The sequence below is a fragment of the Pseudomonas sp. EL_65y_Pfl2_R96 genome (assembly GCF_963970905.1).
Taxonomy (GTDB): Bacteria; Pseudomonadota; Gammaproteobacteria; order Pseudomonadales; family Pseudomonadaceae; genus Aquipseudomonas.
Genome location: NZ_CAXAQH010000005.1, coordinates 104413 through 126641, shown reverse-complemented (window position 1 = coordinate 126641; position 22229 = coordinate 104413). Strand labels below are relative to the sequence as shown.

Below are 22229 nucleotides of genomic sequence, written 5' to 3'. Positions count from 1 at the left end.
ACCGCATAAAGGCATGCGGCAGGGTGTTTATGGTGCAGATCAAAACGGTTCATCGTCCTCGATACCATCTTCGTCCTTGCGCTTTCGTTCACGTGATTTGATCTTTGTTTGCGCGGCCAGCGTGCTGTGTTGCAGGCGGTAGGACTCGTTGCCCGTTTCGACGATGTGGCAATGGTGTGTCAACCGATCCAGCAACGCTGTGGTCATCTTGGCGTCGCCGAACACACTCGACCATTCCGAGAAGCTGAGGTTGGTCGTGATCACAATGCTGGTGTGCTCGTACAGCTTGGACAGCAGGTGAAATAACAGCGCGCCGCCGCTCTGGCTGAAGGACAAATACCCCAGTTCATCGAGTATCACCAGGCCTGTCCGAAGCAGCCCTTGAGAGATTCGGCCACTCTTGCGGTCGTGCTTTTCACGCTCCAGCAGATTGACCAGATCCACTGTGGAAAAGAAGCGCACGCGTTTGTTATGGGTCGTGATTCCGGACACGGCCAGGGCGCTGGCCAAATGTGTTTTGCCGGTTCCGGGCCCGCCGATGAACACCACATTCTGCCACCGTCAGCCCGTTGTACTGCGGATGCACCAGCTCGCTCCAAAGTGCACGACAGCGTTGGCCGAGCCAGGCATTCAATTCTTCGAAGGTGTGAAACATGCAGTCTTGAGCGTCGAGCCAGATGCGTCGTCTGCTGTCTTGCACGTTCTTTTCAACGATACCTTTTTCCCAGCCCGAGGCGACATTGCAGAAGTCCGGATCGAACAGGTAGTGCGCGCGCATCACGGAAAGCCGGGCATTGACCGTGCGGCCTTTGCCCTTGTTAACCTTGTCGACAGCCGTTTTCATGTTGTCGTAGATGCCGCGACGTGGCACCCCACCTAACGCACCGAACGAGCGCGTATGGGCATCGAACAGCATCTCGTGGCCATGGCTGGGATACGCAACCAACCAGAACGCGCGACTGGCGCACAGCTTCATGTGGGAGACCTGAATGCGTCGGAACAGGCCGCCGATCAGCAGACCTTCTTCGCTCCAGTCAAATTGAGAAACCTCACCAAGTGCAAACGTCAGCAGTACAAAGGCACGTAACGATTTGCCGGGTCAGTTTTCGGTCAGCGGCAACATGATTCCTTGCGAGTCGAAAAAGTGGCGTTTTGCTACTGTGCGCAAGAAGTTGCGCAGTACCCCCGTAAATAATGACTCCTAAAACCTCCAGATGCCTTACAGAGCGCAGCCTGTAGCCAAGTGCGCAACTTCTTGCGCAGTACTGCGCAAGAAGTTGCGCACTTTTCAAAGGAATTCATCGAGTTCGGTGCTCTCAAACACTCAAGATCAATATAAACCACTGATTTACATGTGTTTTATTTTCTATGGCACGTTCCTTGATAACAGGCAGGCACCCACCGGGCGATTTCGCCTCCGGGGCACCCTAAATTTATCCGCAAGGAGAGCATCCCATGGCAACACCAGCGTACATGTCGGTTACCGGCGAAAAACAAGGCCTGATCACTGCCGGCGCCTTCACCGCCGACTCCGTGGGCAACACCTACCAGGAAGGCCACGAAGACCAGGTTATGGTTCAGGCGTTCAGCCACGACGTGATCATCCCGCGTGACCCGCAATCCGGTCAGCCAACCGGTCAGCGCGTTCACAAGCCAGTTGTGATCACCAAGGTCTACGACAAGGCTTCGCCTCTGCTGCAAGCTGCTCTGACCTCCGGCGAGCGCATGAGCGAAATCGTTATCCAGTGGTACCGTACTTCTGCTCAAGGTACTCAAGAGCACTACTACACCACCAAGCTGGAAGACGCGATCATCGTCGCCATCAACAACAAGATGCACAACTGCCAGGATCCAGGCAACTCGCACTTCACCCACCTGGAAGAAGTGCAGTTCACCTACCGCAAAATCACCTGGACCCACGAAGTATCCGGTACTTCGGGTTCCGATGACTGGCGTGCTCCAGTCGTTTAATCTCGGCTGACCGTTACAAACATCGGCCAGCTCTGCTGGCCGATGCGATTTATGCCTTGCAGAGTTGATGTGCGGACTCTCTTTCTCACCTGACCAAGGAACAGTTAAATGCGTCAAAGGGATTTGAAGTTCACGTTTTCCGTGTTGTCAGGGCAGATGGAGTTCGAGGTCGTAGAGTTCACGCTGGAGGAGGCCATCTGTGAGCCTTTTCGACTCACGATCGAGTTGGCCAGCCACAACCCGAACATTGATTTCGGCAAGGTGCTCGATCAGCCCTCATTACTCACGATCTGGCAAGGCGGCAAGGCTGTGCGTCATGTCCACGGGCTGGTGTCCAGTTTCACTCAATGTAAAACCGGCTTCCGCCGGACACGTTATCGCGCGGTGGTTGAACCGCAACTCGCCCGACTGGCCTTGAGTTCCAACTGGCGTATTTTTCAGCAGAAAAACGTGCCGGACATCATCAAGTCAGTGTTGAGCGAGCACGGCATACTCGACTATCAGCAACACATCAACAGCGAACATTTGCCGCGCGAATACTGTACGCAGGTCGGCGACACGGACCTCTACCTGTTCGATCGGCTGTCCAGTGAAGAAGGCTTGTTCTATTTCTTCAAATGCAACGAAAGCACTCACACGCTGATCCAGGGTGACAAACTCTATGTACAGGAGCGTATTCAAGGTGCTCCGGTGCTGTACACCACTGAACCAGCAGCGGATGCCACGCAGCCCGTGCTCTATGCGTTCAGTTACACCGAAAACGTCCGCACGGCCAAGCAGACGCAACGCGATTACACCTTCAAACGCCCTACTTTCGACCAGCAGCAGAACTTCGCCGGCGATGACTTGCAACATCAGACTCCGAACTATGAACGCTACGATTATCCGGGTCGCTACAAGGCCGCTGCTGCCGGTAAACCCTTCACCCAGAATCGCTTGCTGGGGCGCCGTGGCGACGCGCGAATCGCCGTTGTCGAAGGCGACGATCCGCGTCTGATCCCGGGTTTCTCTTTCCAGCTCACCGGCCATCCCCGGGAAGATTTCAATCGTTGGTGGCGATCGCTGAGGATTACTCATAAGGGCATCCAGCACGCCAGTCAGGAGGAAGAATCCGCCGGTGCCGATGTCGGCGTGAGCTATGACTTTGTCGCCGAGATCGTTTCCGAAGAAACCGAATGGCGCACCCCGCCGCAGCCCAAACCGATTGTTGACGGGCCGCAGATTGCGACGGTGACCGGGCCAGACGGGGAAGAGATTTACACGGATGAATTTGGCCGGGTAAAAGTCCAGTTCCCATGGGACAGAGAAGGAAAAAACAACGAATTCAGTTCCTGCTGGGTGCGCGTGGCGCAGAACTGGGCGGGCGCGAACTGGGGCCATATGGCGATTCCGCGGATTGGCCAGGAGGTCATCGTCGATTACCTCGACGGCGATTGCGATCAGCCGATCATCACAGGCCGCACGTACCGGGCGACGAACATGCCGCCTTACCAACTGCCCAATCACAAAATTCTCAGCACCATCAAAAGCAAGGAATACAAGGGCACTCGGGCCAACGAACTGCGCATTGATGACACCACCAAGCAGATCAGTGCCGCGTTGATGAGTGATCACGGCAGCACCGCATTGCATCTGGGTTACCTGACGCATCCACGGCCGAGCGGCGGTGAACCGCGTGGCGAAGGTTTTGAGTTGCGCACCGATGAACACGGCGCGTTGCGAGCAGCCAAAGGCCTGCTGCTGAGTACCGAGGAGCAAATGAACGCCAGCGGCGGTCACCTCAATCGCGCCTCTGTCGTACAGGTACTGGAAGCGGCGTTGAAGCTAGCCAAGGACTTGGGCGATTACGCCCAGGACAACCAGGGTGTAGGCCATGACAAGGCGCCGCAGAAGACGCTCAGCGATGCGGTTCGCGACCTGGGCAACGGCGCGAACGACGAATCGGGCAAGGGCAATGGTGGCAATCCGGCGATTGCCGTGAGCGGTGAAGCCGGTATTGCCGCGGCGTCGCCCAAGAGCATCACGGTGGCGGCGGGTGAGCACATCGACACCATTGCCCAGCAGAATCAGCAACAGACCTCGGGGCAAAAGTTTGTGCTCAATGCCGGGACCGACCTGGGGATGTTTGCCCACAGCGGCGAAATGCGCCAGATCACCCATCAGGGCCCGATGCTGTTGCAGGCGCAGAAGAACAACATTCGCCTGGAAGCGGATCAGAGTGTGGAAGTCAGCGCGAGCAACCAGCATGTGCTGGTGTCGGCCAAAGAGCACATCACTCTGATGTGTGGCGGGGCCTACATCACCATCAAGGGCGGCAATATCGAACTGGGCATGCCCGGCAACCTGATCGTCAAAGCGGCCAAACACAGCCTGCTCGGCGCCACTAGCCTGGAAGCGGAACTGCCCAAATTCAAAGTCGGCGCTACCCAGCGACGCTTTATGCTCAAGCAGATTGACGGGACGTCGGCGATGCCCAACATGCCGTACAAAATCACCCTGTCCAATGGCGAAGTGGTCGAAGGAGTGACCGATGCTCAGGGCGCCACGCAGTTGTTGCAGAAAGATGTGATGAGCATTGCCAACGTGGCCATGCTAAAGCCGCCCTCCCCCGCAGCCGCGGGTGCAGCGGCAGGCGGTGCGGGGGCTGCTGCCAGTGTTGCCAGTGCCGATGATGAGGCGGAGGAAATTGTGCAGTTCTTTGAATTCAAGGATGACAAAGGTGGACCCGCGCCGCACCACTTCAAGGTGATGTCCGCCGGGGAAGTCGTGGCCGAGGGTTCCGGTGAGCGCACGCCGGAATTCCCTTCCGACATGGAGCTGGAACTGGAATCGTGGCCGGTGAAGGAGAAACAAAATGCCTGAAGTCCTGACAGCGCAGGTGCGCAAGCTCGCGGCCATCGGATACGGTGAAGCCTCGACGGACAACAACCCGCAGGAAGTCCGCGCTATTTGCTTTACGGTGACCAACCGCATGCGCGCGTGGGAGCTTGCCGACGTCGACAGCCTGCTCAAGGAGGCCGGCGCCGGCTACGTCGTCGCCACGAAGGGCAACAATGTCCGTTACAACCAATTGATGGCGGCTTCGGAAGCGGCCATCAATGCCGATCCGAACATGCGCTCGGCGGTAGAGAGTGCACGGGACGCGCTTGCCCAGCGCGGCAATGACCCCTCCAATGGTGCTTACTGGTGGGATGGCATCGATATCAAGGATTCGACCAACCCCCGACACTCATCCGGGTTCCACTACGGTTCTCCTTCGCACAACATCTTCGGTGTTGCGCAAGTCTCGAAGCCGGAGAAAATCACCTATTGGACGCAGTTCAACAAAAAGACCAACACAATGGTAAATACCCGCGAGCGGGGTCGTTATACCTACAAATACCAATCCACTGCCGCCATCGGCAAAACGATCTTCTGGACCACCAATCCGGAGTACATCAAGGCATCCGGCGCCAAGGGGCATCGATGAGAAAAGTCACCCGTTGTCTGAGCCTGTTTCTCGGTGCGGGCCTGCCCTTTCTGGCGCAGGCAGCTCCGGTACAGTTCACCGATTACCGTGCGTTCTATCGGTCGCTGGGAGACAACTTGTTCGCCGGAGACGGCAGCGAGCTGGCCAGGCCCTGCTCGGAATCGCCAAGGCATTGCCTGTGGGTCAACGCCATGCGCCCGGCGTTTGAACGTTTTGAGGATGCGCAGTGGAGCGCGCCCGACGACCTGAAGCTCAACCCGCCCAAAGGCACACCCATCATTGTCTTTGACGGAGAGGCTCTGACGGTCGGCAAACAACGTTGGCCGCTGCGCGAGGCGGTCAACTTCGCCTCGCCGCAATGGCCCGTCGGTGATCCCATCGATCCGGAAAACGTGGCGACCGCCACGGCCTGGCGCCAAGGCGCCTCAACGTGCCTGGAATTGCATTACGTCAGCAGTGGCTATGGTAGTCGCTACCCCCTGGTGTTGCTGGTACACGACCAGCATCTATATGCGTTACCGCGACTTTTCTCCTCTTGCCTGGCCATTCGCAAGGCGCCCGGCAATCAGTTCAGCTATCCGGAAAACGCCTACCTGGGGGCGGAGCTGGAAAACAATCCGACCGGGCTGAAAGTGGATTACCGGGTACCCAATGCCAAAAAACCAGTGGCGCAGTACCTGTTGCACTTCCCGAATCAGGGAGACCCCTTCGTATTTGAGGCGCAGCGCCAATAGGCATCAGCGGACAAATCCGTCATGACCTTGCCGCGTGCAAGGGTCATCATCTGAGGGGAACAAAATGAAGGTCAGAGACTCACTACGTCTGCTCGTCACGACACCGGTCGACCTGCGTCGGGGAGCAGCCGCCAACCCGGCCAGGCGCTCGACCCCACGCGTCGAGACCAATGGGGTATTTTTCAAGGAGGAAATGGGCGATGACTGATGCTACCCAGCCGAAAAAAATCTGTTCCAGCCAATCGATCACCATGCCCAGCGGTGGCGACATCCACCTGATTCCGCCGCCACCGAAGCCCTGTGTGACGATCCTCGTGCACGGCGTCAACGACCTGGCGGGTTGCTACGCACGTATTGAGCAGGGTCTGTGCGAGGGGCTGAACGAACGCCTCGATATGCCACGTACCTTCCCCAACGGCGCGAACAACCCGGGATACCTGTTGCCGGCCAGCTACACCGCTCCCGCCGATGATGACAGCGAAGCCAAGAATCCTGATGCCGTGTACTTCCGCCGCAAGGCCGGAGCATCCAGCAACGGCTGCCAGCCACGCAGCGTGGTGGTGCCGTTCTATTGGGGGTTTCGCGAGGAAGAGGCGTTCATTCAGAAAACCGAAGCGCACGGTCAGTGGCTGGACCGAGACGGCAACCGCCTGGACAAGGCCGGCACCAAGGAAGGCGGCCAGTTCGCCAACGCCACCACCAACCTGCCGGATATGTGGGGCAACGGTTTCAACGGCATGCTGCTCGGCTTCATCTCGCTGAACAAAATCGGCGGCACCATGACCCACCCGTTGTTTTCAGCCGCGGGTCGGCGCTACATGGTGCTGGCTGCCATGCGCCTGGCCATGTTGATCAAGATCATTCACAAACGTCATCCGAACGATACGATCAATGTGGTTGGCCACAGTCAGGGCACGCTGCTCACGCTGCTGGCCCATGCATTCCTCAAAGAAGACGGTGCCAAACCCGCCGATGGCGTGGTCATGCTCAACTCACCCTACAGCCTGTTTCAGCCCAATATGGATAAAGTCCAGAAATTGGGCGGTCAGCAAACGACCGGTGCGCGCATCGCTACGCTCAACGGCATCTTGCAATTCATCGCGGGCAGCCCTAATCCGGTGCCGGCTCTGTCGGGCGTCGCCCTGAAAAACAAGCAGGGTTACGGAGCGATTGGCGGGCCTGGCTGGACGGGCACGGCCGCGTGTCAAACCACGATCCGCGGAGAAAAGATCACCTTCAACGAGCGTGACAACCGCGGCTGCACCTTTCTCTATTTCACGCCTCAGGATCAGACGGTTGGCCTCAAGAACGTCCAGGGTATCGGCTGGCAGGGGATCGGCGAAGAGGTCGATGGCCAGCCTGCGCGCAAGATCCTTCCACAACGTTTCCACCAACGCGTATTTACCGTGCGCAAGCGCAACGGCGAGAAAGAACCCGTCGGCAAACACGTTCCTCCCTACGTCTACCTGTTGCGCCAGGACAGCGAGCAACCCTGGGAAGACACCGGCCTGGGCTTCATGGACCGAATACCCGTCGGCAGCCTGGACAAGGGCGCCAGCGTGGTCTTGACCGCGCCTCAATTGCCAGTGCCGGGCGACGTGAACTTTGCCAACGACGGCGTTATCACAGCCCCGGGAGAAGGCTCCAAAAGCGGGGTGTACCAGATGAAGGACAAACTGGACCCTGTCGATGCCTCGATCGGCGTGGCCAATGGCGGCTGGGAGCCGAAAAACCCACGCTACGCCCAGCAGGAGACCCTGGACGAAGCCCTGGCTTTCAAATATGGACAAGACATCCAAAGCGTCGAAAAGGCCCGCAACGAGGGCAAGGAAGCCTCGGAATGCGCCCATGTGTTTGTCGCTCGGGCTCAAGGTAACGGCAAGGTCCTCATCACTCGCGGGGAAACACCTTACGACGCGCGTATACGTCTGCAAGGCGAGAAATACTCGGAAGCTCTGTCTTTCCACTCATCCATTCCCAACAACCCTGAACACAGCCGACAAGTGCTGGCCTATGACGTGGCGATTGGTGCGGGTGAGAGCGTTGATGATGCGACCTTTTATGCGTATCTGTGTCGTGTTGCGGATTGGCGGCTGGATTGTGGGAGCACCCGCGCCAAAGGCAGGGCCCAGGCTGACGCGGAATTACAGAGTGACGGACCGGATGATGATGTGGAGGCGCTTTATCTTCAGGATGAAAACAAACCGCTGATCGACGCCACGGCGATCTATCGAAAGAGTGGCAAGCTGCCTGACGCTGTGAAGGATCAAATGCCCGCATTGGTGGCCACGCAGACCCGGACTGAACTAAAGAATGGCGAGCCCATTCGTTTTGGTGGTGTCCCTTGATGCGCGAGCTATTTACGTACCTGTCTTTCACCAGCCTTCTGATGACCAGTCATCTGGCTCAATCGGCTGAACATTTATTGACGGCTAGCCGTTGCTTTGCCAGCCCGGCTTCGCCCGTGGCTTCCTATACTTCGGCCAAGGAGGCCGCCGCCATGCCTGCTGATACTCGTTACCGCGCCCCTGCCACTTCGCCTCGCCTGGAAACACTCGATGTGCTCAGCATCGGAATGAGCCTTGACGTTTACCGCCAAGGCCAGGCCTGGCAAGCCCTGCAAGAACAAAATGCCAAACAATCCGAAGCCCTGCACGTCGGCAGCATCCTGCCCATGGACCCGAAGAAGTACCCGGTAACCGCCGATGACAAGGATGCCGCCTCTGAGAAGAGGGAGGCAGATGCCTTGGAGTTGGGCTTGCGCGATTTCCTGGAGAAATGGCCCATTCCGACCGTGACCGTGGTTCGTGGCTGGAAACCCGATACACCGAATCTGCGCTTTACGCCTGAAAGAACCCAGAAAAGCCTGTCGGTGATGGTCAATGACCTGCGCGGCCCCGCCGGGTTGCACTGGCATCGCATTCGTAATGTGCAGGACGGGATTGTCTGCAGTGATACCCCCGAAGATTTACTGGAGACGTTGTTCCAGACCTTCGAGCACAATCCCGATCTGCCGGCACTGCTGGTCTACGCCAATGAAGGCTTCAACATGGCCTTGGCGTTGAGCACGAAAGGTAATAAACCCATCGGTCTCGGCACCGGGCCACGACAACCCGGCGAACTCACCGACTCAATGGTCGCCTTGGTCGTCGGCCGTCCCGAGCGCGTCGAATGGCTGCGTTATTACGCCCAGTTCGCGAAGGTGAACGATAACAAGATCGACCCGGAATTCTCCGGTTGGGGCGCACGTAAACCAACGGTGGAGTTCCAACCGTCGGAGTTCATTCCTCAACCATGGACTCAACGCGCTTTCGAGCAATGGGACGCGCTGCCAGTGTTGGCCAAACTGCATCGACCAGTCACCGTGTCGCTGCTACGGCCAGACAACGGAGAACGCCTCAAGCGCGAAGCCTTGACCGTCAAACTGGCCGCAGGCTGGAAAAGCGCTACTGACGGGCTCCCTCAAAAACCGTCTCGAGTGTTCTTTGATGGTGGCTTGAACACCACACCTCTGGCTGAACTGCTGCCGGCGCTCACCGCCGCGCACAGTCCGCTAGACCTGCTCGATTCGCGCGAGAGCTACGATTTGACCCAGCGCTTGGGCGACACTGGCTCGGCGTCTCCGTTCGTCGGTCTCACCCTGGCAACGATGGCCAGTTATCTGAACGCGGACACCAGCGTGGTCATTCCGATGCGCCGCCCGGAGCAGGCAACGATCATTGCCGTGACCTCGCCAACGCCCGGCAAGAAGCCTTCAGGCAATGATCATTTCGGCGTCAACCTGATGCCTCAAACCGCCAGTACCGAGGAACCTCCAGCCGTGCCTTCAGCGCATTCGGCGCCAAAAATGCCGGTCATCGAGCAGGATCACACGCTGGAAGAATTCCTCGCTGATCAGAAACCGAAAACCAACTGGATGGACGATCTCTAAGAGGCCTGCTGACATGGACATCATTCGGCTCGGCGACTCCACCAGTCACGGTGGCACCGTTCTTGAAGCTTTCAACCAGACTGACCTGAACGGCAAACCCATGTCCGGTGTTGGCCATAAGGTGGTTTGCCCGCTGTGCAAAGGGGTTTTCCCTATTACGCAGGGCAGCGCCCTGCTGGATGTCGGCGGCATCGCGGTGGCGCTTCACGGGATGAAAACCGCATGCGGCGCCAGCCTGATTGCCAGCAATCCCAAGGGTGAAGCTGCAAGTTAAAAACGTGGGGCGTTCTTTGCTCCAGCGGTGCTGCCCGGGAAGCAGGCTGGATCAACGGTTCTTCTTCATCCCTGACCAGAGCAGCGAGGGCAGCGCCCGTGAGTCCAGCAACGCGTCATCCGCCGTCACCAGACGCGGGAGAACATGCCAGGGATGGTTGGCACTGCGGTGATGATGCAGGTGCAGATTGATGTGATAAGGCCAAATGAAAAACCGCCCTGCGCACCCGACTTTCCAGGCATATGTCCATTCCCGCCAACCGGGGGTGACGTCAGGTCCGCCACTGTGCTCGGCAATGCTGCGGATTTTCTGCAGCAGGGTGCCCAGCGTGGCCAGTGGCACAAACCAGAAAAACACCATCAGCAAGAGCGTCTGGACGGATGTTTTCCAAGCAATGAAAGATAAAAGGACCAGCCAGATCACACCGGCAGCCAATGCCGGCCGGGTCATCTTCGGTGATGCTCCGCCCGCCGCCTTATAGGCGCGCAAGTTGCGCAGCGTGTTGATCAAGAAAAGATCCCCGAGCAATTGCCGCAGCAACAACTTCCCGCTCAGCGGGCGGAAATCCCAAGGCTGCCGGTGATACAGAAAACGCCGCTCCGGGTCGTTCGCGGTTCCGGTCTGTTGATGATGTTCGAGGTGCAGGGGCCGATAGAATTCCACCGGGACCATTCCTGGCACCCCGATCGCCAGGTTGATCAGAAAGTCGTTGAGCGTGCGATGACGAGTCAAGTGATAGTGCGTCGCGTCGTGGTACAGAATGAACAGCGCATGTTGGCGCGCGGCAATCACCACGAAGGCCACGCCATACAGTCGCCAGTCCCCCACGTACAGTGCGATGCGCAACGTCACGACGATGCACAGCCATTCCAGCAGGATCGCTGCCATGGTGCGCAGATCCACCTTCAGCCGCTTCAACATGACGGTGATCAGGCCCGCTACCCCGCCAATCGCAGCGCCATACACCACGTCGAGCAACACGTGCTGACCAGTCGTCAACACGGTAATCCCCAGCACCACGCTCCACGAACTGAAGATCCATGCCGCACGAACGCGCAGATAACCGAGGACAACGCTGATGGCCACCGGCAATGCGACATGCCCGCTGGGCGAGGCGGCCAACGGTGAGTCGATCCGGTAAAACCAATTGAGCCACTGCGACGTGCTGTCCGCACGCTCGATCATGGTCGGCCAGAACAAGTGGCTCAGCAGGCAGGTTCCGGAAGCCACGGCCGCCGCAAAAAAGGCCGGCAACAGCCATTCGCGGCGTCGCCCCAGCAGCACCAGCGCCGGCATGATTAGTAAATAGCTCAGGTACAGCGGCAAGGTGTAAGGCAGTCGAGCAATGTGCGCATCAAACCCCGTCGGTTGAATCACCCGGACCGCGCCCATCGGGAAGTGCGTGACGAGAAAGTACAGCGCGCCTGTCACAACTGTGTAGATCACCAGCCAACTGAAGGGCCGCGTCACGATCGAGGTATCAAGGTGGTGACTGACAAACGTGGATGACATGAATAAGGCGCCTGATGGGTCAGAACAAACTCAATTTTCCATACCGCCATGAACGGCGATTTCTGCTCGGTTATTCAAGGTTTGCACCGTCAGAAAATGGCAGCGACGAAAGGAAGTCTACGTTGCATTGACCCTTTCAACTCGCCAAACTCCAAACGTCTTGCTTGCGATGCCGAGGATCTCCATGCGTTTGAGCGCTACGTCCGTTGAATGCCGCGATCTGCATCCACATGAAATCGATCGGATGTTCGAGATTTATTCCGCATCCTACTGCGATACCTCCCGTCCGCGATTCGATCAGGATTTCCAGGACAAGACGCACTGCATCGTATTGCGTTGCGCAGATGAGACCATCGTCGGTTTCACCACCCTCAAACGGTATGAGCGCACCTGGTCAGGCCAACCGATCAGGGTGATTTTTTCCGGCGACACCATCATTGACCGCGAACACTGGGGCAGCCAGCAACTGGCATTCGCGTGGATGCGCTTGGCCGGTGAGATCTGGCAGGAGCAGCCGGACGTGCCTCTGTACTGGTTTCTGATCTGCAAGGGTCACCGCACCTACCGTTATCTGGGCGCCATGGCGTTGAATTACGCCCCCCGCGCCGGCGTGGTGACGGATCCTGCGGTGCAGGCGTTGGCGGATTATCTTGCAGTGGAACGTTTCGGCGAGGCCTATGATCCGGCAACGGGCGTGCTGTCTTTCAACGTGCCTCAAGGTCGGTTGACGACGGAACTGGCACAAGTCCCTGCCCCTCACCTGCGCCTGGAAAACGTCGCCTATTTTCTGCAGATGAATCCTCATTACGCGTCGGGCGATGAGCTGGTCTGTCTGTGTGAATTGCACCCTGACAACCTGCGGCCGATGGCGCTGCGTCTGTTTGCCGCGGCGCAACCATGCTGATCCGCCGAGCCAGCGCTGCAGACAATCGGCAACTGCTCGACTTTCAGGCACTGCGGGCCATGCAGGGCGGCTTGCCAATGCGTTTTGATCGAGGACCTGACTATTTTGCGCTGCACCATTGTCATGCCTTGGACCATCGCACCTGGCTCGCCGAGAACGAGGTCGGTGATCTGAAGGGCATTGCCAGCCTGGTGGTGCGCGAGGGTTATCTTCAGGGTGACATTCAGCCCGTGGCCTATCTGGGGGATCTGCGGCTGGTGCCTGATAGGCGTCTGTCGGTGTCGTGGATGGCCGAGGTCAAAGTCCGGCTCGAAGCACTGGCCGATGAAACGGGTGTCCAGCACGCCTATTGCTGTGTCATCCGCGACAACCGTCTCGCCACGCAGTCGCTGCTGGGCGGACGGCGCGCCAATCTGCTCAAGCTTGCGCACTGGCGGGGCTACAGCAACGTAGCCGTGTATGCCCAGCGTGGGTGGCGAAGCACTCCGCGAACGCTGGACAACGTGCGTATCGTACAAGCGCAGCCGTGCCACGCTGATGCGCTGCGCGCATTTCTCGACCGCGAATCGGCAGGTCAGCCCTTCGGCAGCGTTTTCAGTGAAGCGCAGTTTGCACGGCGCCTGGACACCTGGCCGGACTTCGGCCTCTCGTCATTTCTGCTGGCACTGGACGCCCAAGACAATCTGCTGGGCTGTGTCGCGCCTTGGGATGCCGGGCGGATCAAACGGGTGGTGCTTGAAACAATGCCCTTGGCGCACCAGGCCCTTCGCCTCGCGTTCAATACCTGTGCGCCGCTGTTGGGGCGCCCTGCCATTGCCGCGCCCGGCGAGGCATTGCGCGACGTTTACTTGACCCACTTGCACGTACGACAGCGCGACCCGCAGGTCTTTGCAGCACTGCTGGATGCGGCGTGGATGCGCGTTCGCGGTCAGTACGCGTTGATGCAATTGTGTCTGTATGACCATGACCCGCTCTGGATGGCCATGACGCGCTATCGCGTCGTGTCCATTCCAATGGACCTGTACACGGCACCCTGTGTGGGGAGTGCCGCAGCGTTGACGGCGCAAGACGCCGAGTGCATCCCGGGCTTTGAAATCTATCTCGTCTGAGCGCGTCCGTGCACGACAGCCAATAGCGTCAGCCAGAAGCGTGTGGCGTCAAAGCCACCGCCGCCCAGCACCGGTTGACCATGATCGAGCCGGGGCAGACAGATCTGCGGCATACCCTCGATGCGTTGATGATCGAGGTAAAACTGCCCGTCATGAGCCCAACCGGGTCGCCGGGCATTGAGGCGGGCATGATGGGTATCGAGGCGCGAACTGGGGGCAGCGCTCCAACTGACGACGTGCACGCACTGCACGGCGGCGGGCAGGTGTTTGAGCAGGTGGGTAATGCGCGGGTCGCGCAGACTGCTGATATCCCGCGCGCCATCGGCCACCCAAGGGGTTTTCGCCAGCACGCGGCGAACGCGATCGAACGGGTAGTTGATGCTCGACTGCCCTGCGCTACCAGCCAACACGTCATCCATGACCGTCGACGGACCTGTCGGCGGTTGCACCAGCGCCACGCCATCACATGCCTCGCTCAATGCCTTGTTCTGTGCCAATGCCGCGAGCGCGTCGAGACCACCCTTGCTGTGCGCCAATACGACAAATCGTTGCCCTTGCCTGAGTTCGGCCATCAGCACCTTACTGATATGCCGCCCCTGCGTCATGACGCCCCGAGATGAACGCACAGGCATGCGCAGAACCGGATAGCCGAGGCGCCGCAACGTCCGCGCACAATCCTGAAAACAGCCGGGCAACCATTCGGAAAACAGTCCCGCAACCAGTACCACCAACGTGCCTGGGGGAAGGCTGGGCATGGGCTTGTGCCAGGACGCGATAAATTGTTCCGTCCAGTTCAGCCGTGCCTCGGGCGCTGCGAATTCGGTTGCCGGAAAATGCAGTGGCCAGTCGTCAAACCCCTTCGGCGTCCAGGCTTGTGTTGTCGCCGAAAGTCGCTTCATAGTGTGCGCCCAGCATTTTCGTCCAGCGTTTGCCGCGCCGCTTCCAGCGCTTCACGGGTGTCGAGGTGGTTGGGATGAAACCCCGGAATGAACCAGGCCAGCCATCTCGGAAACACACGGGTCAGCGGACCGGGACTTACGAATAACCAGCCGAGCAAACGCAGCCACTCGCGCCCGTTGCGGCGTTGCCCGTCATTACCGGAAAGTCGATAAATGAAGTACATGACATCGACTGCAAAGTAGCCGGTCATGATCAGCATGACCCCGCATCGCATCAGGTATCGCCAGAGCGGATTGCTAACCACCACGCCCAGCACATCGTAGGCGACGGCCTTGTGTTCGGTTTCTTCGATCGCATGCCAGCGCCATAGCATGGCCATCTTTCCATCGGCACCTTTGAGGACCGCGGGATTGCGCAGGAGTTGATCGGAGAGAATCGCGGTGAAATGCTCCAGGCTGGCCGTCATGGCCAGACGCATCGCCGGTGAAAATTTGTTGCCCACCTCCTGACGGCGCAAGAGCAGTTGTTCGAGGGCATCGATAGGTGCGCCTTGTGCCGCGAGTAGCTGGTTATACGAACGATGCTCGCGAATATGCGACGCTTCCTGATAAACGAACGCGTCAACGGCTTCGGCCAGCGCCGGGTCATTTTCGATCGCTTTTCGAAAGTGCACGACACTGTCGATGAAGAGTTTTTCGCCGAGTGGAAACATGATCGACAGGCCATCGAAAAAGCGCGTCACGTGCGGCCAGCCACGATACCAATAGCGAGGAATCTGCTCATCGAGTGCGAAACGCAGGTTGCGCCGGGGGATGTGGGCGCCACCGGATATTGCCGCCGAGCGTCTGGTTAAAAGGCGTTTTAGATACGACATAACGTTTTCTGCGGTTCCTCGTTGCCCCGACGCCTCAGCATTTGATCGTTGGCGAAGTGGTCAGGGCGGTATACTTTTTTGACTCGACCTTTCTCAAGGAGCCCATATGCGCAGTTCCAGTGACATTTCGCAAACGCGTCGTTTCGACGTGGGCAATCTGTGTGTTCTGGCGCTGCAGACGCTGTTTTGGGGCACGACCCTGACGTGGCTTTCCCACACAGAAGCAGGTTGGCTCAAATGGCTGGTGCTCGTTCCGTTCTGCCTGGTCATGCAAGGTGTCTTCTCGATGATGCACGAGTCCTTTCATGGCTTGGCGCACAGTCGCAAATCACTCAACTACTTCGTCATGTGGTGGGCTTCTACCCTTTTTGGCGCCTCGGCCACGCTGATCCATATCAACCATCTGGGGCATCATGTGCGCAATCGCACACGCGCAGAGCTAGCCGACTTCGCGGTCGCGGATGAGTCGCTGTGGCGCAAGCGTATCGAGTACTATTTTGCGGTGCTCGGCGGTATCTGGCTGGCGGCGTTTGTCGGCAGCCTTTTATTGCCGGTGCTGCCGGCCCGCATCACGGACAAGTGGTCGCAAACCGCAGAGGTCAACACTTATGCCGCGGCCTTCAAGGATTTCTCCAGCGCCGACTTCAAACGCATCCGCCTGGAAGTCATTGCCGGCGTCGCCGCGTGGTTATCGATCGGACTCTTGCTGGGATGGACGTGGCATGTTGTGCTCATCGCCTACCTCGCTTTTGCATTTTCCTGGTCGTCGCTGCAGTGGGTGTACCACATGCGCACGCCGCTGGATGTCGTCGAGGGCGCCTATAACATGCGGACCCCGCGTCTGGTGCGCTGGGCGTTTTTGAACTTCAACTACAACCTGACCCATCATCGCCACTCGGCCATGCATTGGCAGCAGATGCATGAAGCCTCCAACCTGAAAGAAACGCGGCCGCTCTGGTATGGCTGGCTGCAGGTTTTTCTGCCGCCCCAGCGGTTACCCGATGACTTGACGCAACTGGATAAGACTTACTTCTGATGAGCGCCCACATGGATGTCAAGCGCGCGCTATGGCAGACCTTTCTGGAACGCGCCAAGCCCACGCTCGATCAATGGCACGCGCAACTTGAGCAACCGCAATCGACGCAAGAGCGGGCATTGCAGCGACTGCTCGAAGCCAATCGTGATTGCGCATTCGGCCGCGCCCACCACTTTGCTCGGCTGCGTGACTCGACGCAGTTTCGCGACAACGTCCCGATCCACACTTACATGCAACTGCAGCCCTGGATCGAGCGCGCGCAAAATGAATCCGAAGCGATTCTGACCTCCTCCCCGCCGCTGTTCTTCGAGCGTACGAGCGGAAACAGCGCGCTGCATAAAGCGATTCCCTATACGCGCGCCTTCCTCGCAGAAATGCACAGCGCGCTGACCGTGTGGCTCGCCGACATGCATCGTCAGGTGCCCGGAATCAGCCACGGATCAAGCTACTGGTCGATGTCGCCGCCCTTGCAAATGCCAGTGGCGGGACCCAATGGCATTTGCATCGGGTCGGCCAGTGATCTGGAGTATTTGCACGGCAGTCATCTGGCCGGTCTGGCAGGGACTTTGTTGATTCCCGAGTTCAGCGGTGCGTTGTCGCAATGGCGCCGACAGACCCTCCTCGCTTTGCTGGCCGATGCCGATCTGAGCTTTATCAGTGTGTGGAGCCCGACCTTCCTGACCAGCCTGTTGCAGCCACTGTTCGACGGCGAAACGCCCGAACATGCGCAGACGTTTGCATGGCTGGAGGCCGCGCTTCCCGCGTCGCGCCAGTCAGCATTGCGCCGAGCGAGATCCCAAGGAGTATGCACCGAATTATGGCCACGACTGGCCGCCGTCAGTTGCTGGATGGAGGGCCCCAGCCGCCACTACTTCACGCAACTGGCCGTGCGTTTTCCGCAAACGCAGTGGCTCCCGAAAAGTCTTTTTGCCACCGAAGGCGTCGTGAGCATTCCATTCGGCGACGGGCCTGGATGCCCGTTGGCGATCGGCAGCCATTATCTGGAATTTCTCTGCGAAGACGGCGCCCTGCGCCATGCTCATTCGTTACGCCTGGGGGAAACGGCGCAGGTCCTGCTGACCACCGGTGGCGGCTTGTACCGCTATGCATTGGGCGATCGGGTCCGCGTCGTCGGCATGTCGGGGGCCACGCCACGGGTCGAGTTCGTGGGACGTGCCACGGGAACCAGTGATCTGGTCGGAGAAAAACTCGATGAGCAAATCGTGCAGAACCTGTTCGACCGATGCCTGGCCACAAAAGGCGCCGTCTGCCTGATCCCCAATGCCTACGCGTCGCCACCGCATTACACGGCGCTGGTTGCGACATCCCGCCACCTTGATGCCAGTGCCTTGGTGCTGACGATCGAGGCGGCACTGTCCGACGCCTTTCATTACTGCCAGGCACGCCGACTCGGGCAACTGGGACCTGTGCAGGTGCGCCTGCTCGACGGCGGTGCTGATCAGCTCGCGCATGTATTGCAGCAGGCGGCGGAGTTGAGCGGCATCCGTGCGGGCGACTTCAAGCCGCGTTCACTTATCAATCGGCTGGAGACAGCCGAAGCCCTTCTCGCTCTTACGGAAAGCTCATGTCGGCACCTTTGAACAATCTTCTTGAGACGCCGGACGATGGCACCCTCGAACAATGGTATGTGGCGTGCGCACAGAAAGAACTGCGCAAAAACAAACCTTACCGGGCGAAGATTCTGGGCCTGAACCTGGTGCTTTTTCGCCAGCGTGACGGCCGGGCAGCAGCGTTGCTCGACCAGTGCGTGCACCGCGGAACGCGCTTATCGGCGGGCAAGATTGCCGACGATTGCCTGGTGTGCCCTTACCACGGCTGGCGCTACGACGCTCAGGGGCAAGTGATGCATATCCCCAGCGTCGGCGATCTGCCGTGTTCCTCGACTTCGCCCGCGTATCGATACCGCCAGCGTCACTTTGCGGTGCAAGAACAGGACGGACTGGTCTGGGTCTACACCGGCAGGGGCAACCCGCAGAAAAAACCTGTGTTCAAGCTACCGGTCTACGGCGAAAAACCCTGGCAGTCCTATTTCATGATCAACACGTTCGAGGCCGATGTCGGCAGCCTCGTGCAGAACTTCATGGACGTACCGCACACTGTGTTTGTGCACGAAGGCATCTTCAGATCCAGCACTGGGCGAACAATGGAGGCCACGCTCGCGTGTAAAGCGCAGAGCATTGAAGTGACCTATCACGATGACGGCGACAAGATCGGTTTCCTGAACTGGCTCAGTAATCCCGACGGCGAGCCATTGGTGCACACGGATCGTTTTTTCGCGCCCAACGTCACGCGCTGTGACTACCGCTGGGGCGACAGTTCGGCGTTCTTCATCATCAGCCAGATCACACCCATGGATTCACGACAGTCGCGCGTCTATACCTACATCGCCTACCGCTTCCGGTTACCCCGCTGGGTACTACGCCTGTTGCGTCCGTTCATTCATCTGTACACCCGTATCGTTATTCGTCAGGACGTGAAGATCATTCAGGCGCACCGGCAAGGTCTCGATAATGTAGCGAATTTCAAGCCGTCCAACGTGCAAGCCGATGCCGTGCATATCGGGGTCGATCAGCTACTGGCCGCCGTGAGACGGGGAGAAGCGTTACCTCCGGCACAACGCCGTGAATCCCGGATACGATTTGCGCTCTGAGGGAACCTGATCTATTGGCGCTGATGAGGAGTTGACCCAGCTGCCGAGAAATCGTTGACCTAGGTAGCCTTCAAGGCTATGGCCCTCTGTGCTGGGTATTTACTTATTTAAGTTGGGGCAGTCTTGCCCCAGCAGGTGGGGAAATTCCACATCAGCGCCTACAGGTGGCGAAGTTCGCTGACCACTTGCCGCTGTACCGGCAGGAGAAAATCTTTGGCCGCGCCGGGCTGGCGAGCATGCGCGTAACTTCCTCGGCTCCTGGAACGGCAAGTTGGTGTGCGACGACTTTGCTGGCTACAAAGCCGGGTTCGAGAAAGGCATGACCGAAATCGGCTGCATGGCTCACGCCCGCCGCAAGTTTTTCGATCTGCACGTGGCGAATACGCCAGGAAAAGGCAGCGCCGATAATCAAAACGCTACATGACTGGATGTTGGCCCAGCGCGATCTGGTGCCCAATGGATCTGCAACGGTAAAAGCCTTGGATTGTTGGCGCCGATGCCGAGTTGACCCAGTTGCCGAGATTTCACTGACCCAGTCTGACTCCTCGTGAATCATTGTCTGTGCTCGATTGTTGCAGTTTTGGAGATGGGGCAGTCTTGCGTCGGCAATTGGGTCAATCCGGGGTCAGCATCAACACGACAATCCTGTCGGACCGAGAGAGCATCTATTTTGTGAGTCCAGTAGGCTTTTCTCATCTTTTCTGTGATTTTCGCGCTTCACACTCACAGAAAAAATGATTTTCTCCCAGCGTTTGCTGGGCCTCCAGAATCATCTATTTTGTGAACCTACACCGGCAGAACCGCTAAAACAAAAAAGGCCAACGCTCAGCGTTGGCCTTTTCTATTGATCGTCGAAACGTCGTCATTCGCTAGCAGTCGCTACACTCTCCAGCCGATACCCATACCCGTAAATCGTCAGCAGTTGCCAACCGCGATCAGCCGTCAGGCCCAGCTTGTTGCGCAGGCGATAAATATGAGTATCTAACGGGCGAGAGGACACTATTTCTTCATGGGTCCAAAAGCGTTCATACAAATATTCACGGGACAAAGGTCGGCCCAGATTGGCGAACAGGCAGCGGGCAAGACGGTATTCCCGTTCGGTCAGGCTGATAGGGGTGGAGGCGCGGGTGACGGTTAATTCGGCATCGTCGAATTCTAGGTCATTGAATGTCAGTATTTCGGTGGCTGCCGTGCGTTGCAGTCCATGCCGACGAAGTACCGCGCTGACCCGAGCCATCAGCTCGTTGGGGCGAAACGGTTTGCTCACGTAATCGTCGGCTCCGGCGTTTAAGGCCTGGACGATATCGCTTTCGGTATCGCGACTGGTGAGCATGATCGCGGCCGGTGGTGCGTCCATGTGTTCACGGGTCCAGCGCAACAACGACAGGCCGCTGATATCGGGCAGTTGCCAGTCGAGGATCAGCAAGTCGAAGGTTTCCCGTCGAAGTTGTCGTAGCAAGTCCTCTCCCCGCTCGAAGCTGTGCAACGTCCACGCCTGCTCTCCCGTTACGGGGATCTGCCGCAGTGTCTGTTCTACACGGCGGAGTTCAGCGGGTTCGTCATCCAGTATTGCGACACGCATGCCGAGTGTTTCCTTCATCTCGTAAGTGCAAAGTTTAAAAAAATTCCCACGGGAGTTTAGGCTGATTGATTGAATCTGAACAATTGTGGTGAATTGCTGCGAATTTCCCAAGGACGGCTACGCTGATTTCGCTTCGCCGCGCTGACATTTACTCAGCACAACAACGTTGGGTTTAGCCCTCGGCCAATTCTGAACAAATATTGAGAATTACCTCGCAAGGCTCCCTAGCCGGTAGATTCGATCTCGCTGAGCGGCACAGGGGCATTGGGATGTGCCCGACGCAGGGAGCGTCAACGCCAACCTGGCAGGACCGTCGATCGCCGGTTTTCGACGGTCTGCAGTTCAGGGGGAAATACACGGAGTGCCTGCTCGGCGCCGACACAAGGATGTGTCATCTCATGTCCGTTGCGCCTATGGCTATCTGCCAGAGCGTCCGGTCAGGTATCGTGCGTCAAGCGCGCGCGTTTACCCGGCATGATTTCCAAAAGAGCATAAAAAGCCAATCCATGAATCCCATGACCTTATTGCTCCCACGCCGTTCTGGTGTCTGTTTTTTACTGGTTGCCGGCCTGATGGGATTGCTCACTCAGATTGCATCGGCGCCTGCCGCTTCGGCAAAACCTCTGCCTTATATCGATGAAAACCAGCAATGCCGTGGTCAACCGCTGCCCGCGACTGTCGAGCATCTGACCGGCGAAGCCTGGAAGCTGGACGTCAAAGGCAAGAAGACGCCACTGCAGGAAGGTATGTCGATCGACGAGCAGGAAGGCGTCAAGACCTCACCCTCGGCGTTTGTCAGCCTGTCCCTGGGTGATGGCTCGCGGGTGGTGCTACCTTCCAGCTCCCACATCACGCTGCACCTCAACGCCAAACGCCCTGAGGGCGCTGAAGCTGACGAGGTCCAGGTCATGGCCCGTCAGGGGGTGCGTATTCAGAAACAAGGCACGTTGACGCCAATCGACTTGTTACCCGCCCCGCGTTTGTTGGGGCAGTCCGGCCAAACGGATAATGTGCCTGTCTGGCAGTTGATCATGAAGCCCATTGAAGGGGCCACGCGTTACCGGGCGCAAGTTGCCACCGATGCAGCCTTTCTGGACATCAAGCAAGAGCAGTTTTCCAGCACGCCAGAGGTAAAGTTCAGCGGGTTGAAAGCGTTTTTCTACCATGTTCGCCTGTCGGCGTATGACGCTCAGGGGTTAGAGGGAGAAGCCGGGGTGTATGACATTTTCTATTACCCCAGGACCACGCATGTTCAATAGCAC

18 protein-coding genes and 3 pseudogenes are annotated in these 22229 nt (G+C 58.3%); 15 read left to right on the top strand and 6 right to left on the bottom strand.

The window, feature by feature from the left end; genetic code table 11:
- Nucleotides 1-39: 39 nt before the first annotated feature.
- Nucleotides 40-555, bottom strand: a pseudogene (locus tag AACY49_RS08005) (ATP-binding protein); the annotation flags it as partial.
- A pseudogene (gene istA / locus AACY49_RS08000) lies at nt 533-1096 on the bottom strand (IS21 family transposase); the annotation flags it as partial. The pseudogenes istA and AACY49_RS08005, both read right to left, overlap by 23 nt.
- Nucleotides 1097-1455: 359 nt before the next feature.
- On the opposite strand from istA, the gene AACY49_RS07995 reads away from it, so the two are divergent.
- The 8 genes from AACY49_RS07995 (at nt 1456) to AACY49_RS07960 (ending at nt 10379) form a co-directional block, all read left to right on the top strand.
- On the top strand, nt 1456-1971 hold the full coding sequence (locus AACY49_RS07995) for an Hcp family type VI secretion system effector (RefSeq protein ID WP_047601845.1): 516 nt from the start codon (nt 1456-1458) through the stop codon (nt 1969-1971).
- Between the two features lie 108 nt (nt 1972-2079).
- A complete protein-coding gene (locus tag AACY49_RS07990; protein ID WP_258698330.1) occupies nt 2080-4833 on the top strand; it encodes a type VI secretion system Vgr family protein in 2754 nt (917 codons plus the stop codon).
- Complete coding sequence (locus tag AACY49_RS07985; RefSeq protein WP_339522847.1) at nt 4826-5440, top strand: hypothetical protein; 615 nt, start codon at nt 4826-4828, stop codon at nt 5438-5440. The genes AACY49_RS07990 and AACY49_RS07985 overlap by 8 nt, the downstream gene beginning before the upstream one ends.
- Nucleotides 5437-6174, top strand: a complete 738-nt coding sequence (locus AACY49_RS07980) for a hypothetical protein (protein ID WP_339522845.1) — start codon at nt 5437-5439, stop codon at nt 6172-6174. The genes AACY49_RS07985 and AACY49_RS07980 overlap by 4 nt, the downstream gene beginning before the upstream one ends.
- 64 nt (nt 6175-6238) lie before the next feature.
- The gene (locus tag AACY49_RS07975) at nt 6239-6382 is read left to right on the top strand and encodes a hypothetical protein (protein WP_339522843.1); all 144 of its coding nucleotides are present in this window, start codon (nt 6239-6241) and stop codon (nt 6380-6382) included.
- The gene (locus AACY49_RS07970) at nt 6375-8522 is read left to right on the top strand and encodes a T6SS effector phospholipase Tle3 domain-containing protein (protein ID WP_320392800.1); all 2148 of its coding nucleotides are present in this window, start codon (nt 6375-6377) and stop codon (nt 8520-8522) included. The genes AACY49_RS07975 and AACY49_RS07970 overlap by 8 nt, the downstream gene beginning before the upstream one ends.
- Nucleotides 8522-10105, top strand: a complete 1584-nt coding sequence (locus AACY49_RS07965) for a type VI lipase adapter Tla3 domain-containing protein (protein ID WP_339522840.1) — start codon at nt 8522-8524, stop codon at nt 10103-10105. Before AACY49_RS07970 ends, AACY49_RS07965 begins: the two co-directional genes overlap by 1 nt.
- Nucleotides 10106-10118: 13 nt before the next feature.
- Entirely contained in the window at nt 10119-10379 is a 261-nt protein-coding gene (locus AACY49_RS07960; RefSeq protein WP_054048120.1) for a PAAR domain-containing protein, read from the top strand.
- A 51-nt stretch (nt 10380-10430) separates the two neighbouring features.
- Here the strand turns inward: AACY49_RS07960 and AACY49_RS07955 are convergent, their stop codons facing one another.
- Nucleotides 10431-11891, bottom strand: coding sequence for a fatty acid desaturase (locus AACY49_RS07955; RefSeq protein ID WP_339522835.1), 1461 nt, complete (start codon nt 11889-11891; stop codon nt 10431-10433).
- A gap of 184 nt (nt 11892-12075) precedes the next feature.
- Between AACY49_RS07955 and AACY49_RS07950 the strand changes: the two genes are divergently transcribed.
- Nucleotides 12076-12795 (top strand): hypothetical protein, encoded by a 720-nt coding sequence (locus AACY49_RS07950; RefSeq protein WP_408980551.1) that lies wholly within the window; start codon nt 12076-12078, stop codon nt 12793-12795.
- Complete coding sequence (locus AACY49_RS07945) at nt 12789-13904, top strand: hypothetical protein (protein WP_258698337.1); 1116 nt, start codon at nt 12789-12791, stop codon at nt 13902-13904. The genes AACY49_RS07950 and AACY49_RS07945 overlap by 7 nt, the downstream gene beginning before the upstream one ends.
- Here the strand turns inward: AACY49_RS07945 and AACY49_RS07940 are convergent.
- Nucleotides 13892-14803 (bottom strand): hypothetical protein, encoded by a 912-nt coding sequence (locus tag AACY49_RS07940; protein WP_258698338.1) that lies wholly within the window; start codon nt 14801-14803, stop codon nt 13892-13894. The genes AACY49_RS07945 and AACY49_RS07940 overlap by 13 nt on opposite strands.
- The gene (locus tag AACY49_RS07935; RefSeq protein WP_258698339.1) at nt 14800-15678 is read right to left on the bottom strand and encodes a metal-dependent hydrolase; all 879 of its coding nucleotides are present in this window, start codon (nt 15676-15678) and stop codon (nt 14800-14802) included. Before AACY49_RS07935 ends, AACY49_RS07940 begins: the two co-directional genes overlap by 4 nt.
- Nucleotides 15679-15784: 106 nt before the next feature.
- On the opposite strand from AACY49_RS07935, the gene AACY49_RS07930 reads away from it, so the two are divergent.
- The 4 genes and pseudogenes from AACY49_RS07930 to AACY49_RS07915 all read left to right on the top strand — a co-directional run.
- Nucleotides 15785-16714 carry a fatty acid desaturase family protein gene (locus AACY49_RS07930; RefSeq protein ID WP_258698340.1) on the top strand — a complete coding sequence of 310 codons (930 nt, stop codon included), beginning with the start codon at nt 15785-15787 and terminating at the stop codon, nt 16712-16714.
- A complete protein-coding gene (locus AACY49_RS07925) occupies nt 16714-18315 on the top strand; it encodes a GH3 family domain-containing protein (protein ID WP_339522830.1) in 1602 nt (533 codons plus the stop codon). Before AACY49_RS07930 ends, AACY49_RS07925 begins: the two co-directional genes overlap by 1 nt.
- Complete coding sequence (locus tag AACY49_RS07920) at nt 18300-19385, top strand: aromatic ring-hydroxylating dioxygenase subunit alpha (RefSeq protein WP_339522828.1); 1086 nt, start codon at nt 18300-18302, stop codon at nt 19383-19385. The genes AACY49_RS07925 and AACY49_RS07920 overlap by 16 nt, the downstream gene beginning before the upstream one ends.
- A gap of 217 nt (nt 19386-19602) precedes the next feature.
- A pseudogene (locus AACY49_RS07915) lies at nt 19603-19870 on the top strand (IS66 family transposase); the annotation flags it as partial.
- Nucleotides 19871-20247: 377 nt separating this feature from the next.
- Here AACY49_RS07915 and AACY49_RS07910 read toward each other — a convergent pair.
- Nucleotides 20248-20967, bottom strand: a complete 720-nt coding sequence (locus AACY49_RS07910; RefSeq protein WP_339522826.1) for a response regulator transcription factor — start codon at nt 20965-20967, stop codon at nt 20248-20250.
- 515 nt (nt 20968-21482) lie between these two features.
- Here AACY49_RS07910 and AACY49_RS07905 point away from each other — a divergent pair.
- On the top strand, nt 21483-22226 hold the full coding sequence (locus AACY49_RS07905; RefSeq protein ID WP_445262629.1) for a hypothetical protein: 744 nt from the start codon (nt 21483-21485) through the stop codon (nt 22224-22226).
- Nucleotides 22227-22229 lie beyond the last annotated feature (3 nt).

Bases quoted from the DNA above. Each gene is read 5' to 3' on its own strand.
- AACY49_RS07995 (WP_047601845.1), top strand. From the start codon at position 1,456: ATGGCAACACCAGCGTACATGTCGGTTACCGGCGAAAAACAAGGCCTG.
- AACY49_RS07990 (WP_258698330.1), top strand. From the start codon at position 2,080: ATGCGTCAAAGGGATTTGAAGTTCACGTTTTCCGTGTTGTCAGGGCAG.
- AACY49_RS07985 (WP_339522847.1), top strand. From the start codon at position 4,826: ATGCCTGAAGTCCTGACAGCGCAGGTGCGCAAGCTCGCGGCCATCGGA.
- AACY49_RS07980 (WP_339522845.1), top strand. From the start codon at position 5,437: ATGAGAAAAGTCACCCGTTGTCTGAGCCTGTTTCTCGGTGCGGGCCTG.
- AACY49_RS07975 (WP_339522843.1), top strand. From the start codon at position 6,239: ATGAAGGTCAGAGACTCACTACGTCTGCTCGTCACGACACCGGTCGAC.
- AACY49_RS07970 (WP_320392800.1), top strand. From the start codon at position 6,375: ATGACTGATGCTACCCAGCCGAAAAAAATCTGTTCCAGCCAATCGATC.
- AACY49_RS07965 (WP_339522840.1), top strand. From the start codon at position 8,522: ATGCGCGAGCTATTTACGTACCTGTCTTTCACCAGCCTTCTGATGACC.
- AACY49_RS07960 (WP_054048120.1), top strand. From the start codon at position 10,119: ATGGACATCATTCGGCTCGGCGACTCCACCAGTCACGGTGGCACCGTT.
- AACY49_RS07955 (WP_339522835.1), bottom strand. From the start codon at position 11,891: ATGTCATCCACGTTTGTCAGTCACCACCTTGATACCTCGATCGTGACG.
- AACY49_RS07950 (WP_408980551.1), top strand. From the start codon at position 12,076: ATGCGTTTGAGCGCTACGTCCGTTGAATGCCGCGATCTGCATCCACAT.
- AACY49_RS07945 (WP_258698337.1), top strand. From the start codon at position 12,789: ATGCTGATCCGCCGAGCCAGCGCTGCAGACAATCGGCAACTGCTCGAC.
- AACY49_RS07940 (WP_258698338.1), bottom strand. From the start codon at position 14,803: ATGAAGCGACTTTCGGCGACAACACAAGCCTGGACGCCGAAGGGGTTT.
- AACY49_RS07935 (WP_258698339.1), bottom strand. From the start codon at position 15,678: ATGTCGTATCTAAAACGCCTTTTAACCAGACGCTCGGCGGCAATATCC.
- AACY49_RS07930 (WP_258698340.1), top strand. From the start codon at position 15,785: ATGCGCAGTTCCAGTGACATTTCGCAAACGCGTCGTTTCGACGTGGGC.
- AACY49_RS07925 (WP_339522830.1), top strand. From the start codon at position 16,714: ATGAGCGCCCACATGGATGTCAAGCGCGCGCTATGGCAGACCTTTCTG.
- AACY49_RS07920 (WP_339522828.1), top strand. From the start codon at position 18,300: ATGTCGGCACCTTTGAACAATCTTCTTGAGACGCCGGACGATGGCACC.
- AACY49_RS07910 (WP_339522826.1), bottom strand. From the start codon at position 20,967: ATGCGTGTCGCAATACTGGATGACGAACCCGCTGAACTCCGCCGTGTA.
- AACY49_RS07905 (WP_445262629.1), top strand. From the start codon at position 21,483: ATGACCTTATTGCTCCCACGCCGTTCTGGTGTCTGTTTTTTACTGGTT.